13 protein-coding genes are annotated in these 14,349 nt (G+C 38.2%); 3 read left to right on the plus strand and 10 right to left on the minus strand.

Translation table 11 applies throughout. The annotated features are described in order from the left end of the window. Positions 1–12: 12 nt before the first annotated feature. Positions 13–1,362, plus strand: coding sequence for a glucose-6-phosphate isomerase (locus EHS11_RS07650; RefSeq protein ID WP_135763792.1), 1,350 nt, complete (start codon positions 13–15; stop codon positions 1,360–1,362). Between the two features lie 23 nt (positions 1,363–1,385). Here EHS11_RS07650 and EHS11_RS07655 read toward each other — a convergent pair whose 3' ends face one another. Genes EHS11_RS07655 through EHS11_RS07670 form a run of 4 tightly spaced genes read right to left on the minus strand, consistent with a single transcriptional unit; the run spans position 1,386 to position 6,975 of the window. Beyond that, positions 1,386–2,108 carry an NTP transferase domain-containing protein gene (locus tag EHS11_RS07655; protein WP_135763793.1) on the minus strand — a complete coding sequence of 241 codons (723 nt, stop codon included), beginning with the start codon at positions 2,106–2,108 and terminating at the stop codon, positions 1,386–1,388. Then, positions 2,105–3,097, minus strand: coding sequence for an aminoglycoside phosphotransferase family protein (locus EHS11_RS07660; RefSeq protein WP_135763794.1), 993 nt, complete (start codon positions 3,095–3,097; stop codon positions 2,105–2,107). The genes EHS11_RS07655 and EHS11_RS07660 overlap by 4 nt, the downstream gene beginning before the upstream one ends. A 22-nt stretch (positions 3,098–3,119) precedes the next feature. Further along, complete coding sequence (locus tag EHS11_RS07665) at positions 3,120–4,616, minus strand: hybrid sensor histidine kinase/response regulator (RefSeq protein WP_135763795.1); 1,497 nt, start codon at positions 4,614–4,616, stop codon at positions 3,120–3,122. Continuing rightward, complete coding sequence (locus EHS11_RS07670; protein ID WP_135763796.1) at positions 4,609–6,975, minus strand: ATP-binding protein; 2,367 nt, start codon at positions 6,973–6,975, stop codon at positions 4,609–4,611. Before EHS11_RS07670 ends, EHS11_RS07665 begins: the two co-directional genes overlap by 8 nt. A gap of 28 nt (positions 6,976–7,003) precedes the next feature. Here EHS11_RS07670 and EHS11_RS07675 point away from each other — a divergent pair, with 28 nt between their 5' ends. Both EHS11_RS07675 and EHS11_RS07680 read left to right on the plus strand, forming a co-directional pair. Beyond that, on the plus strand, positions 7,004–7,873 hold the full coding sequence (locus tag EHS11_RS07675) for an alpha/beta fold hydrolase (protein WP_246047671.1): 870 nt from the start codon (positions 7,004–7,006) through the stop codon (positions 7,871–7,873). A gap of 46 nt (positions 7,874–7,919) precedes the next feature. Continuing rightward, the gene (locus tag EHS11_RS07680) at positions 7,920–8,282 is read left to right on the plus strand and encodes a response regulator (RefSeq protein ID WP_109021758.1); all 363 of its coding nucleotides are present in this window, start codon (positions 7,920–7,922) and stop codon (positions 8,280–8,282) included. Here EHS11_RS07680 and EHS11_RS07685 read toward each other — a convergent pair. From EHS11_RS07685 to EHS11_RS07710, 6 genes are read right to left on the minus strand one after another with little or no spacing between them, the layout of a single operon-like run. Further along, a complete protein-coding gene (locus EHS11_RS07685; protein ID WP_135763797.1) occupies positions 8,275–9,054 on the minus strand; it encodes a TlyA family RNA methyltransferase in 780 nt (259 codons plus the stop codon). The two genes, EHS11_RS07680 and EHS11_RS07685, sit on opposite strands and share 8 nt — an antisense overlap. Then, positions 9,035–9,979 (minus strand): polyprenyl synthetase family protein, encoded by a 945-nt coding sequence (locus EHS11_RS07690; protein ID WP_135763798.1) that lies wholly within the window; start codon positions 9,977–9,979, stop codon positions 9,035–9,037. The genes EHS11_RS07685 and EHS11_RS07690 overlap by 20 nt, the downstream gene beginning before the upstream one ends. A gap of 46 nt (positions 9,980–10,025) precedes the next feature. Beyond that, entirely contained in the window at positions 10,026–10,439 is a 414-nt protein-coding gene (locus tag EHS11_RS07695; RefSeq protein WP_135763799.1) for a nucleoside-diphosphate kinase, read from the minus strand. 42 nt (positions 10,440–10,481) lie between these two features. Beyond that, on the minus strand, positions 10,482–12,590 hold the full coding sequence (locus tag EHS11_RS07700) for a cation:proton antiporter domain-containing protein (RefSeq protein WP_135763800.1): 2,109 nt from the start codon (positions 12,588–12,590) through the stop codon (positions 10,482–10,484). A gap of 19 nt (positions 12,591–12,609) precedes the next feature. Beyond that, positions 12,610–13,092: a pantetheine-phosphate adenylyltransferase gene (gene coaD / locus EHS11_RS07705; protein WP_135763801.1), complete on the minus strand. Its 483-nt coding sequence runs from the start codon at positions 13,090–13,092 to the stop codon at positions 12,610–12,612. Then, positions 13,092–14,303, minus strand: a complete 1,212-nt coding sequence (locus tag EHS11_RS07710) for an argininosuccinate synthase (RefSeq protein WP_135763802.1) — start codon at positions 14,301–14,303, stop codon at positions 13,092–13,094. The genes coaD and EHS11_RS07710 overlap by 1 nt, the downstream gene beginning before the upstream one ends. Positions 14,304–14,349 lie beyond the last annotated feature (46 nt).

The following is a 14,349-nucleotide window of genomic DNA, read 5'->3' on the forward strand; positions in this document are numbered from 1 at the left end:
GGTTATTTACAAATGGCGAATTTAAAACTATCAACTCAATTTACAGACAAATTTATATCTGATTCGCTAATAAATACTCAGTTTTCAAATGCATCAAAGGCAAAAGATACGCTTCTCTCCATGACCGGAAAAGGGAATGAATATTTGGGTTGGGTAAAACTTCCTTCTTCCATCAGTTCTTCCGAGTTAACAAAAATTCGAGAGGCAGCGGAAATCATCCAAAGTCATTCGCAGTTTCTTGTGGTAGTAGGAATAGGAGGTTCTTACTTAGGGGCACGTGCCGTCATTGAGGCTTTGTCTTCACCATTTCAAAATTTAGAAGTACCGAAAAAAGGGGTTAGGATTTTGTACGCCGGTCATCATTTGGATTCCGATTATCATGCTCAGCTACTTGCCTTTCTGGAGACAAAAGAATTTTCAGTAAATGTAATTTCCAAATCGGGGACAACTACCGAACCAGCGATCGCCTTTCGTTTGTTACTTTCTCTTTTGGAGCGTAAATATGGCAAAGAAGGAGTTAAAAACCGGGTATTTTCCACAACGGACGCATCCAAAGGTGCTTTAAAAAAATTATCAGACGATTATCATTTTCCAACATTTACTATTCCAGATGATGTAGGCGGGAGGTATTCTATTTTAACGCCTGTTGGGTTATTGCCGATTGCTGCCGCCGGTTTTTCCATCAATAAACTTGTGGAAGGAGCAAAAAATATGGAAGCAGAGCTTTCAAAAGATTCTTTACCAAAGGAAAATCCAGCCTGTGTTTATGCCAGTTATCGAAACGCACTTTATTCACTAGGTAAAAAAACGGAAGTAATGGTAAGTTACTCTCCTTCACTTGCGTATTTTATAGAATGGTGGAAACAATTATACGGAGAAAGTGAAGGCAAAGATAAAAAAGGAATTTTTCCTGCAGGAGTTCTGTTCACAACCGATTTACATTCGATGGGACAATATTTGCAAGAGGGGGAACGTAATTTATTTGAAACCGTTATCCAGATCGAAACTCCCAAGTATGATCTTTATATGACAGAAAAAACGGAAGACCTGGACGGATTGAATTATTTGGCCGGAAAAAAATTATCCGAAGTGTCCGACCAAGCAGTGCTTGGAACTTTGATTGCCCATTCTGACGGAGAGGTTCCTTGTTTGCAGATTAAAATTCCCAGATTGAGCGAAGAGATTTTGGGAGAACTTATGTATTTTTATGAATTCGCTTGTGGGATTTCTGGTTATATGTTAGGTGTAAATCCTTTTGATCAGCCTGGTGTAGAAGATTACAAAAACAATATGTTTGCTTTGCTTGGAAAGAAGGGATATGAAGCGAGAAGAAAGGAAATCTTGGACAATTTCGGGAATTAATCGTATTACTTAAAATATAAGAATCAATTCGTAAAAGAATCTTCGATAAATGTTAAAATGGATGTTTTTTTTTCTCCGAAAATATTTTGATTTATAGAATCTTCGTATAATTTTCGTTCCCCTAGATCCAAACTTGTTCCTTTGAATACTTCTCCGGTGATTTGATTTGTTTTTGCGAGATCCTTAAATATGGCGGACAAATTGTAATGGGTATTTACGGGAACTTCATCGAATACACTCGGATCAAGAATGGAAAGTCCGATATAATAATAATCTCCCGATCCAAACTCAATTTTTCCGTCATAGGTTAAATGAATTTTAGTATAATTTTCGTTAGGTTTCAATTTCTGTAAATAAAGATGGATTTTCGAGTGAACGGGAAGATTTTTTCGGATTTTGAAATCGGACTCCGGAAATAAAAGAGTATCAGGATTCATCAGCAAAATCGGTTCGTTCGGAATATTCTTATGAAATGCAGTTTTAATTCCTCCCGCTGTTCCCAAAATTTCCTTTTTTTCAAAAGAGATTTGTAATTTCAATCCTTTGAAATTTTTCAAATGATCTATGATTTTTTCACCTAAGTAATGTACGTTGATCCAACCGTCCTTGAGCTTCCATTGGTTTGCCAGATAAAAAGAATAGTCCAAAAAGGAAATACCGTCTATTTTTAATAATGGTTTCGGAGTATCATTGGTCCAATCTCCCATTCTTTTCCCAAAACCTGCCGCTAAAAAGAAAACTTTCATAAGAAATTTGGTATAGATCTGAATTCGGGATGTTTTGCTAATTCGTTTCTCAAAGAACGAATAAAAACATAAATGGAATCGGCGAACATTCCTATTTGAACTATTTCTTCCAGTTGTTGCAAACAGGAAAGAACCGATGGTTTAAATTTCATTTTTTTTTCATCAGCCACCATTCTGAAGTAAGTTCCTAATGCTTTGAAAGATCTTTGTAAAGCTTGCAGATACAGACTTTCTCTGAATTTTTTATCGCTTCCTATGGTGCGTTTTCGGAAATAATCGATCAATTCGGAGCGATATTCCTTTGTTAGTGGGTAATAGGCGTCATAGATCAAACTAACCAGATCATATTGGGGAATTCCCATTCTTGCATCCTGGAAATCAATCAAGGTTAAACCGTTTTCCTCATTCAAAAGAATATTTCTACAATGAAAGTCTCTATGAGTGAAAACGTTCACAGGGTGTTTGTCCAAATAGCCTGCTGTTTCCTCTAAAAAATACTTAGCTTCGTCGGTGATTTCCGTTTCTAAACCGTAAATTGTTTTTATAGCATGAAATTTTTCAACGGTGAGGTTGATTTCGAACATAAGCTTTTCCAGATCAAATCGTCGCTCTGCAACAATTTGAGGCGGTTCCAGGGTTTGGAGTTTTAAAATTAAATTCAATGCTTCAGGGAGTCGCTTTTTATATTGATCCAGGCTTAAATTACTCAGATCATTCTTTCCTTCCCAGCTAATAAATGTTAAATTTAATTCCTCATTCGTTCGAATCACTTCGGGGGTACGAACTTGATTGGCGCGTAGAAATTTTGTAATCTCAATAAAGTCCCGATTTAATTTCTGATCAACACAAAGTACTTCTTTCGCATCTCTCGTTTCGATTAGAAAATACTTTCTTGTGGACGCTTCTTCCTGTAAAGGTAGGATCTTATACTTTTCATGGTATAAGGAATCCAAATAATCTGATATTTCATTCGAAAGAATATTGGTCATAGCTATCTGTTTAAAAATGATTTTAGTTGGAGAAAATAAAAGTAAATACGGAACCTTTTTCCGGTTCAGAGCTGATGGTCAATTTAATTCCGAAGGAGTCGATAATTTGCTTCACTACAAACATTCCAAGTCCTGTTCCTCTACCCAATTCTTTTGTAGTAAAGTAAGGTTCATAAATTTTTGAAATGACCTCTTCCGTCATTCCGTATCCGTCGTCTGTAATGGATAGGTGAACAGATCCTCTTTCTTTGAAAGCCTGAATGGAAATGGTTCCGGTATTCTTGGTCGCATCTGCCGCGTTTAATAAAATATTTGATAATAACAAACTGAATTGATCAGGATTGATTTTGATTGAAAGTTTTTCTCCTGGTTCCCAATTGATTTGGCAGTATTTCAAACGGGCAGTCTCTTTGAATACTTCCAAAACATGAGAGACTACTTTGTTTACATCTATGGATTCGATTGTTTCCGAACGTGTTTTCGAAGATTTTCCCAGTTGTAGTAAATTGGAAGTCAAAGTTTGCAATTTTTGCGTTTGATTTAATGTTACTTGCAAAGCTCTATCTTTCAAGCTGGCTTCAGCTGTTTCCTTCGTTGCCATTTCAACAAATCCTTGTATGGCGGTTAGTGAATTGTTAATTTCGTGGCCTATGCTCGCAGCTACGGTAGATAAAAAAGCCCTTCTTTCAGAATCAATTAACTGCTCTACCATCATTTTTTTCTGAGTAACATCTCGAATAACGCCTGTAAAGTAAGATTCGCCGTCTAGAATATAAGTACAGATCGCCACATCGGCAACAAAAGTAGTTTCATCGGATCTTTTTAATGTAACGTCCGCTTGTTGGTATGCTTGTTTTTTTTGATTTTTGCCCATCACTTCCTGGATTCTATCTATGTATTTATCCATTTTGTTTTCTGTGAACAATACTTGAACCGTTTGGCCGATCAAATCTGCAGGAGAAGGATAATGGAACATTTCAAAAGCCGCGAAATTTGCGAAAACGATGGTTTTATTAAAATCAATTGTAATTACTGCATCTGAAGTTGCGTTTAAAATCGCCGCATTTTGCCTGTTAAGATCAAGATACTGAGACCGTAGTACTTTCTCCATGATCTCGGATTGGTGTAATTTTTCCGCATCTACATCTATCTTTGTTTTGGAATCGATCGCACGTTTTACAACGGAAAGAATCTGAAATCGATCTACCGGTTTTGAGATATATTCGAATGCTTTGAATCTGACTGCGGATTCGGCAGTAGCTAGATTGGGATTTCCCGTAATTAGAATAACGGGAAGATTTTTGTTCGATTCCGAGACGTATTGAATGAAGTCAATTCCGTTTTTTCCTTTCATCATAATATCAGAAATTACTAAACTGAAGTCTTTATTCGAATCTACCTTTTCTATCGCATCTAAAACCGATGCGGATAATACGACTTCATACCCTTCACGGGTTAATACACGCTTTAAGGCGATGCGTATTTCTTCTTCATCGTCGATGACTAGAATTTTACTCATTGGTTTCTACATGCGCAGGAAGTAATATCTCGATCTTAGTTCCTTCTCCTAATTTTGATTTAATGGAAATATCACCTTCATGGTCATTGATAATTTTTTTTGAGATGGAAAGCCCTAGTCCGGTACCTTGTTTCTCTCTTCTTGTTGTGAATAAGGGTAGAAAGGCGCGCTCGATTACATTTTCACTCATACCGGGACCATTGTCTTCAATAGAAAACACTACCCAATCTTTTTTACTAATCCTTACAAGATCAATTCCAATTTCTATTTTCGGATTCGGAACCGGGTTTTCCATTTCGGAAATAGCGTTGATTGAGTTTACAACGCAATTAATTAGTACTTGTTCTATCTCTTGCCAGCGAACAAAGATTCCGGGTAAATTCGGACCTGCATGACGGGTAAATTCAATTCCCTTTTTTTTACAACTTACTTCGACTAGCTCGCTCGCTCTTACTAAAATATAATAAGGAGAAACCAAATCCCGGTTGGGACTTTCGACACGACCTAAATCCAAAAGTGCCCTCACCAAATCCCGAATTCGTAAATTCGCAGACTCGATCTTTTTTAAGATTAATTTTCTTTCTGCCGGATCTTCTTCTTCGACAACAATTAAGTCGTCTAAATAAAGTAAGGCGCTTTGTAACGGATTATTGATTTCATGAGCGAGTCCCGCCGCTATCTCTCCGATACTTACGAATTTCATGGATTCGATCAATTGGCGATCAAGTCTTTTTGCTTCCGTCGTATCTGTAAAAACCAGCATGACAACTCTTTCCAGATTGGAAAACCGTTTGATCGGTATGAATCTTACTTGGAAGGAATATTCTTCGTTTAGAATTGTGTAGAAAAAATCTCTGGTTTGAATGGTTAAACTTCTTTGCGCTTGCTGAATCGTGTTTTTAAATAAGTCCTGATGTACTTTATCCAAAAAGGAAAATACAAAATCTCCCGCTTCGATGGGAACAACTTGAAATAGTAAAAATTTAAAAATCGGCGCAATATCAAGGATAATGCCTTCATCATTTACCACCACAATACCGTTGTTCATCGTTGCAAAAATAGTTCTTAGTCTTTCCTCGGAATTTCTAAGCGCCTCTTCCGCATGTGCCAGTTCGGTAAGATTGAATAAAATAACCATGAGTCCTTGAAAATCACCATTATCATCTCGGATAATGGATGACTGAAACATCATCGAAATTTCTTCATTGTTGTAGTTTTTAACAATGATCTGTTTATTGACTGATTCCTGAAGTATGGAAGAAACAATCTCATCTTCCAAATGAAATAAACCTAGCAGATCTTTTGTTTTTAATTCTTGGAATGAAATTCCCAGAGTTTTTATGGCGGTATCATTTGCATATTCCAATCTAAGATACTGATCTAAAGTAAAAATAGGAATTTCGATCGTATCTAATAATTTCCCTTGGTATCTGGTTTTCTTTAGTACTTTGTATCTTTCTTCTTCATTGATTTTGGAAAATATCGCGAATCCGATATCGACTGCTATTTCATTGATAATACTGATTTCATCGGGGGTGAACGGATTTTCCTGAAAGGATATGATTTCCAGACCACCATATATTAAATTGTTCCAAGAAATCGGAAAACAGAATCCGTACATGACGCCGGAATATTTGAATTCTTTGCACCAATCTTTATACTTATCTTCTTTGTTTGAATATGAGAACGGACTACTATTGGTTTTTTCCAATAAAGTTTTCATAGGCATTGAGGTTTCGGGCGTATTAAAAAAGTCCACTACGGATTTATGAATTAAGCCTAATGACTGTTTTTCAAAAAATTCAATATGGTTTTCAAATTCATTTGTTAAGACTCCCCAGACGAAATCATATTGTTTTGCTTTTTGTAGAAAAATACATGCGGTTTGAAGAATTAAATTCGGTTCTTTATCTTCCTGAATGGTTTGTTTGACTTCGCGGATGGCTTGAAATAGATTTTGTGTAAAGTTGATCTGAACTTCCAAATCTTTAATGGCGGATTTATCTTCTACGTAGATGGCAATGCATTCCAAAGAATCATCAGGCAAAGTTTGCCGCTGTAACATAAATTCAATATGAATCAATTCATCGTTTTTTTTCCTCAATTGCCAAAGGACTTTTTTATTAATTTCATGTTCGTTTAAAACATTGATCATTCGTACAAACAGACCGTTTTGAGGAAGAATTCTTTCCAGTTTGAGTCCGGGTAACTCCGCGGCAGAAAATCCCAAAAGTTTTTCAATGCTAGGGTTTGCGATTAGAATTCGATAACTTTTAGAATCGACTAATAGAAAGCCTTCATAGGATGGTAAGAAAAGACTTTGAATCAGCGGAAGTAATGAATTCGTTTGTTCAATCATAATATGACGGTCGGATCTCTTAAAAAGTATGTTTTCTTTTATCTATAGAATCATCTACCGAAATTATCAATTTCAACGAAGCAAATCAATGAAAAATATGGAAGGCATTCCGAGATACGTAGATCTGGGAGGGCATTCTCTATTTTTTTGGGACTTCCAAACCGATGAGAAGGACTGTGTTGTTTTTTTACACGGACTTTTGGATCATAGTTTCGGCTTTAGAAGAATCATCAAAGATTTATTAGGCGACAAAAAGAGGATTATTTCTTTTGACCATCCCGGTTATGGAAATAGCAGACTTCCGAAGATAAAATATCTATTCCAAATTGACGTCTGGGCGGATCTACTTTTGGAAGCTTTGGAAAAACTGAACCTTCAGAATGTGACTTTGGTCGGTCATTCTATGGGTGGTTTGATTGCACAACATATGGTTCTGGCAGACAAGTCCAAATGTATTAAAAAATTAATTTTGCTTTCGCCAGGAGGCATTCCTCATCCTGAAAGAGAAAGAATGCAGAAGTTGCTATTTCCTAAAACGGAAAACCAAGTGGTAGAACTTCTTAGTCATCTTTATGGGTCGGATAGTCCTGAACCGAACTTTTTATTACGAAAAACTTTGGTTACAGTTTGGAACGGTTGGGAAAACCAATTTTTACAAGAGAACACTCTCAAAAAAGAACACCATATTTTTCACGGCGACAAAATTCGCGGAATAAAAATTCCCACCCTAATCATCGCAGGTGAAAATGATGAAATCACACCTATCGCTATGATGAAGAAAATGAAGTCCTATATAACAGGGAGTAAGTTGGTTTGGTTGAAAGGCGCGAAACATGCGATTCATTTGGAAAGGTCAAGTGACATAGCCAGGGAAATCAAAGTATTTAATAAACACTGAGCTATTTTTACTTTTAAGGGAGAGCCTTGTTGAAAATCGTGCATATATGATGAAAAAGAACATCCTTGTCGTTGAGGATGAACCGTTCCTAGGGCTCAATATCAAACAGAAGATCGAGTCTTTCGGATTCAACGTGATTGCTGTAGTTCCTTCGGGGGACGAAGCATTTCAAATTGTTTCTGAAAAAGTTCCTGATTTGATTCTTATGGATATCAATCTGGAAGGTTCTCTCAGCGGAATGGAAACTGCGGAATCTTTGAAAAATCAATTCTCAGTTCCGATTTTATTCTTAACCGGATTTTTGGATGATGATCATAAAAGAAAAATATCCAAAGACCCGTCCTATGGATATTTAATGAAGCCTTTTACAACCGATCAATTGAGAGAAGCAGTCTCCGTTTTTACTTAAGATTTTTTCCTTCTTTTCTCCACCAAAATAAAAACTCTCTATTTCCTTCCGTTCCTTTGATGGGAGATTCCACGATCCTTAAAATTTTAATGGAATGATCCTGTTTTCGAATCTCTCTCCAAACCTGCCGGATGATTTTACCAATTACCAACGGATCCTTGACAATTCCCTCGGTAAGATCTTTTTCCTTTGCTTCAAACTGCGGCTTTAGCAGGCTGATTCCTTCCCAATTTGTATCCGAAGATTCTTTCGCCAAACGAGTGATTGTTGGAAATACGGATAGCAGAGATATAAAACTGAGATCCATTGTGATAAAGATGGAATCGGATTTGCCACCCAATAGTTCCCAATTTAGTTCTTTGATATGAGTTCTGTCTAAGACCGTAACCGATTTGTGATTGGCCAGCTTCTGAGCCAATTGTCCGTAACCTACGTCAACGGAGTAAACATGTTTGGCTTCTTTCTCTAGGAGAACTTGGGTAAAACCGCCTGTCGAGGCTCCCCAATCCCAGCAGATTTTATTTTTGGGATTTGCTTTCGGAAAAGCTTCCAGGGCACCTAGGAGTTTTTTTGCTCCACGAGAAACATATTGTTTGATGATTTCCCTAACTCGGATATTGTCCGTTATGCGAATATGAAATCCGATTTTTGTGACCGGTTCGTCATTTACAAGCACCGAGCCGGATAAAATAAAAGAAAGAGCTTCCTTTTTATCTTTGCATAACCCCAGTGAAACTAATCTGTCATCCAGTCTAATTTTTTCTTTCTGCAATGTAGTTTGGCAATCCTTTGAAGAATTGGTTTGTTTCCGATTCCAGTTTGATTGCATAAGAATAAGCTTTGTCTTTGGAATCATCACGCATTTTTTTTGCCGTTTCCATTCCATAAAGAGAGGGGTAAGTGAGTTTTCCCGAATTTGCATCCTTGCCAGGAGTTTTCCCCAAAGATTCCGCGCTTCCTTCCACATCTAAAATATCATCCGTGATTTGAAATAGAATTCCGATCTCTTTGGCATACTCTTTGATCTTTACTTCTCTTTCTCTGAAATCAGAGCGAAGGCGATTGCCTAACAGGAAACTTGCAATAATAAGTGCTCCTGTTTTCTTTCCGTGGATGGAAAGAAGCCTTTCTTCCCCGGACATGCTTTTTCTATATTCCGAAATTTCGGATTTTCCTTCCTCTTCCAAATCTTCCATTTGACCGGTGATCATCCCGGGAATGCCAGCGCCTTCATGTAAATAATTCAAACAATCTTTCAGAAGGTCAGCATCACCTGAATCGAGAAAACGGATCAGATAAAAACCGAGAGAATTCAATGCATCTCCGGCAAGGATTGCTGTAGGTACGTCGAATTTTTTATGGCAAGTCAGCATTCCCCTTCGCATATCATCATTATCCATGGAAGGAAGGTCATCATGAATTAAAGAATAAGTGTGTATACTTTCTATTGCGGCAGACAGATAAAGTAGGTTATTTAGATGTGTATCGTTTGTCGGTTTCGGATAATTATCATTCGCATAATAGCTATTAATTGCTATTGCGGGACGAATTCTTTTCCCACCTGCTTGCAAACTGTAAATAGCGGCATCACTGACCCGTGAGGGAGAAAATCCTTTTAGGATGGTTTGAATGGTCGGGATAAAGAAAGGCTCGAATAGTGATTTTGCGGATTCTAAATGATATAAAAAAGAACTCACTTGGGAACAAATACCGACTTGATTTTCACAAGCCGGCTAATGAGGGTTAATTGAGCTCGTAACCTTTGAAGAAAAAAGCAATCTCTTGGAGAGCATTTTCTACGGAGTCAGAACCATGCACCGCATTTGCTTCTTTACTTTCTGCAAATAGTGCGCGAATTGTTCCCGGTGCCGCTTCTTTCGGATCAGTAGCACCGATTACATCTCTCCAATGCAATACAGCATTTTGTCTTTCCAGTGCAGCTGCCACGATCGGACCTGATGCCATATAATTGCAAAGGTCATTGTAGAATGGGCGAGCGGAGTGCACTTTGTAAAACTGTTTTGCGTCTTCGAGGCTGAGTTTTAAGGACTTAAGTCCTAGGATTTTAAATCCTTCTTTTTCGATTCTTTGAAGGATATCGCCGATATGCATATTTTTAACGGCATCCGGCTTGAGCATGATGAAAGTTCTTTCCATAAGTCCAGAACCTCATAAAAACCCAAAAAAGCAACCGAATCTTTAGGAATGAAAACGAACCAAAAGAAAAGAAGTAGGCAACTCTTCTATTTTTTCGAAACCTACCTCATCCCAAGTATCCAAGTCAATGATCACAACTGAAAAAGAGGATAATTTCGAAACCGAAATAGGGTAAGGATTGATGTCTGTTTCCGGTTGAAGTATGTCCTCTAGCTTGAGTTTGGCGGATTTCATGCCTTTAAGGGTTAGTAATTTTTCCGCAAATTTGAGAATCGGGTCATTCGGGGAATGGTAAATGATTCCCACTTTGTCGTAAGACTCCAAACCATTGTCGATCAACACTCCCACAGTTGCCGGAGTATAATTTAAAATTCCTTTGATTTTTCCACCGGTATAGCTTCTGGAAAAAAGAGATTTTGCGGCACCAATCAGTAATAGATTGGAATGATTTTGTTTGGCAAAATTTACGATTTCGTAAGTGATATTATCCGTTGTTCTATATTCCGTTTTCACTTCCATTCCGAGTTCTGCACCGGTATTTCGGATGGATTCAAAACTTGCTTCTCTGTAATTTGTCAACTGTTCGTTGGTCAAAGAATCGTTCGGAGAAATATGCAACGCGGTGATATCCAGGTTTTTTTTCTGGTTTCCGGACAATGCATATGCCAATCGTACCAGGCTTTTTCCCATTTTTTCCTGAGCAAAAGCAACCACAACGTGGAGCTTGTTTTCTTCCGGTTTTTTGATTTCAGTGAGTTTTTTATTCGCGGAAAACCATCTTTGGATTCCGTCCAGTGCAGGTCCCGTAGACGTTGTTGTAACCAAAGCCATCAAAACAAACACGGCGAAAATTTCAGGGCTTAAAATTCCTAAATCATATCCGATATTCAAAACTACTAGTTCCATAAGACCTCGGGTATTCATCAAGGCTCCTACGGATAAGGAATCTTCCCAAGTAGACCCTGCTATACGAGCGGCAATCGCACTTCCTACAAATTTTCCGATCACAGCAATCAAAATGACAAGTCCGAGCACTCCCCAAAGTTTTGGGTCATTTAGAAGTGCGATCTGAGTTCGAAGTCCTGTGACTGCGAAGAAGATAGGAAGAAATAAAACTACGGAAAGATCTTCTATCTTCTCTGCGATCAGCTTTTTTAAGTTTCCTTCCGAAGGCATGACCACTCCCGCGAGGAAGGCGCCGAATAATGCGTGAATTCCTATCACTTCTGTGGAGAAGGAAGAGGTAAATAGTATCAGTAGAATAATCGATACGGCGGTTTTCGTAAGATTTTCTCTGGAGATATAGATGGATCCTAATCTTTTGAGAAAAGGTGCCACGAAAAATAACATTGCCAATAGGTAAGCAAAGGAAAGCCCTATTGTAAATAGAGCGGTATTCAGGCTTCCTGCTTTGGAAATCGTGACGATGATTGCAAGTAGAATCCAGGCAGTGATATCATCTGCGGCAGCACAAGTAAGCACAAGGGCACCTAACGGAGTTCGTGTTAGATTTCTTTCCTGTAAAATGCGAGCTAACACAGGGAAAGCGGTGATACTCATCGCAATTCCTAGAAATAAAGAGAAAGATACAAATGAGATATTGTCGGGAGCGTAATCCTGGTACAGATAATATGCCAAAATCATTCCTAGAAAAAAAGGAAAAATGATACTCGCATGACTGATGATAACGGCAGTATGTGCTTTGTTCTTTAAAACTTTTATATCCAGTTCCATACCTATTATGAACATAAACAGAACCAATCCGATCTGACTGAATGTTCCCAGAGTAGGCAAACTTGCTTTAGGGAAAAGAAATCCCATCGTCTCAGGAAAGAAGAACCCAAGTAACGAAGGTCCGAGCAAAATACCTGCAACAATCTCTCCGATTACGCTGGGTTGATTTAATTTTCTGGAGAATATATATCCTACAAACCTGGCAAAAGACGCTACGATAATGATTTGTAAAAACAAAAGAGCAAGAGGGTGTTTGATTTGAGCAAGGATACCTTGTACCAAAGTTTCAGGATCATCTTTCTTTATGATAATCGCATGAGTTTCCAAGTCTGTACCTAATTGAATCAGGTAGTAAGCAAACAAGCCAAACCCGAAAAGGGTAATAGCATAGAATATAGTAGATTTGGTTTTTGCCATATTTCTTAGGACTTAAATTTTATCCGTGAAACTTTTTCAAAAGAGCTTCATTCACTACATCGGGGACCTGATTGGAAACCGCTCTGCCGTGCCGTGCTACTTCTTTGACGATGGTAGACGATACAAAAGAATACTCATTATCCGCCATCAGAAAAAAAGTTTCGATTTCAGGGGCCAATTTTTTGTTCATTAAGGAAATTGCATATTCATAATCGAAGTCTGTGACAGCGCGCAATCCTCTTAAAATGACTCTTGAATTTTTTTTTCGACAATAGTCGACAGTCAATCCTTGGAACGTATCGATTTCAATATTTTCCCAACCATGAAGAACTTTTTCTATCAACTGGGTTCTTTCCTCTGCTGAGAAAAGAGACGATTTATTTGAATTGTTTGCAATTCCAATGATGATCTTATCGAACAACGGATGGGCACGCCGAATGATATCGAGGTGTCCATTCGTAAATGGATCAAAGGAGCCAGGATAGACTGCAACTGCTCTCATTATGATTTTCTAACTCTTGCCCATTCTTTCATAGGAAGTCCGTAAAGATTTATAAATCCTTCCGCATCATACTGGTTGTACAATTCTTCTTTTTCGAAAGTAGAAAGACCGGCGTTGTATAAAGATTTGTCGGATTTTCGCCCAACAACTGTACAATTGCCTTTGTATAGTTTTACTTTTACTGTACCGGCAACGAATTGTTGGGTATAATCTATATAGGCTCGAAGAGCATTCATTTGGTTGGAATACCATTGGCCGTTATAAATATAACGTGCAAATTCTTGAGAAAGCTCGTCTTTTTTGTGTTGGGTATCCCGATCCAAAGTGATGGATTCCAAATCGCGGTGAGCAATGTGAAGAATTGTTCCGCCGGGAGTTTCGTATACTCCTCTTGACTTAATACCAACTAACCTGTTTTCAACGATATCCACTCTCCCGATTCCGTTTTTTCCACCCAAGTCATTGAGTGTTTCCAAAACTTCCAAAGGATTTAGTTTTTTACCGTCGATGGAAACGCAGTCTCCTTTTTCAAAACCAAGCTCAATGTAGGTAGGTTTGTCAGGAGCCTTTTCGGGAGAAACGGAAAGAACAAACATATCTTCTTTCGGTTCATTATAAGGATCTTCTAATATTCCGCCTTCGAAGGAAATATGCATTAGATTTCTGTCCATCGAGTATGGCTTAGCGGCTGTTACAGGAACAGGGATTCCTTTCTTTTTTGCATACTCGATGAGATCCGCTCTTCCGCCGAATTCCCAAGTTCTCCATGGAGCTATGATCTGTAAGTTGGGAGAAAGTGCTTTGAAAGTAAGTTCGAAACGAACCTGGTCGTTTCCTTTACCTGTGGCACCGTGAGCAAATGCATCTGCACCTTCTTTTTCGGCAACTTCCGCCATCGCTTTGGCAATCAAGGGACGAGCAAGAGATGTTCCTAAAAGATACCGCATTTCATAAATAGCAGATCCGCGAATCGCAGGATAAATAAAATCACGGGCAAATTCCAATCTTAAGTCTTGGATATAAACTTTGGATGCACCTGTGCTTTTGCCTTTTTCTTCCAGGCCAGTGAGCTCTTCTTTTTGGCCTACATCGGCACAAAATGCGATGACTTCGCAACCATAGGTATCTTTCAACCATGCTAAAATCACGGAGGTGTCCAAACCGCCGGAGTATGCGAGTACGATTTTTTTCGGAGAAACTTTCTCTTTCATAGATTAGGGTCACTCTATGAGAAAAATGGAGGAAGACAATAAAATA

Origin of the sequence: Leptospira ilyithenensis (assembly GCF_004771005.1) — a bacterium.
Classification (GTDB): domain Bacteria; phylum Spirochaetota; class Leptospiria; order Leptospirales; family Leptospiraceae; genus Leptospira_A; species Leptospira_A ilyithenensis.

What these genes read in the sequence shown, in the direction of transcription:
- EHS11_RS07710 (WP_135763802.1), bottom strand. Translation starts at nt 14,303, where the DNA reads ATGAAAGAGAAAGTTTCTCCGAAAAAAATCGTACTCGCATACTCCGGC.
- coaD (WP_135763801.1), bottom strand. Translation starts at nt 13,092, where the DNA reads ATGAGAGCAGTTGCAGTCTATCCTGGCTCCTTTGATCCATTTACGAAT.
- EHS11_RS07670 (WP_135763796.1), bottom strand. Translation starts at nt 6,975, where the DNA reads ATGATTGAACAAACGAATTCATTACTTCCGCTGATTCAAAGTCTTTTC.
- EHS11_RS07695 (WP_135763799.1), bottom strand. Translation starts at nt 10,439, where the DNA reads ATGGAAAGAACTTTCATCATGCTCAAGCCGGATGCCGTTAAAAATATG.
- EHS11_RS07675 (WP_246047671.1), top strand. Translation starts at nt 7,004, where the DNA reads ATGTTTTCTTTTATCTATAGAATCATCTACCGAAATTATCAATTTCAA.
- EHS11_RS07650 (WP_135763792.1), top strand. Translation starts at nt 13, where the DNA reads ATGGCGAATTTAAAACTATCAACTCAATTTACAGACAAATTTATATCT.
- EHS11_RS07655 (WP_135763793.1), bottom strand. Translation starts at nt 2,108, where the DNA reads ATGAAAGTTTTCTTTTTAGCGGCAGGTTTTGGGAAAAGAATGGGAGAT.
- EHS11_RS07660 (WP_135763794.1), bottom strand. Translation starts at nt 3,097, where the DNA reads ATGACCAATATTCTTTCGAATGAAATATCAGATTATTTGGATTCCTTA.
- EHS11_RS07680 (WP_109021758.1), top strand. Translation starts at nt 7,920, where the DNA reads ATGATGAAAAAGAACATCCTTGTCGTTGAGGATGAACCGTTCCTAGGG.
- EHS11_RS07700 (WP_135763800.1), bottom strand. Translation starts at nt 12,590, where the DNA reads ATGGCAAAAACCAAATCTACTATATTCTATGCTATTACCCTTTTCGGG.
- EHS11_RS07665 (WP_135763795.1), bottom strand. Translation starts at nt 4,616, where the DNA reads ATGAGTAAAATTCTAGTCATCGACGATGAAGAAGAAATACGCATCGCC.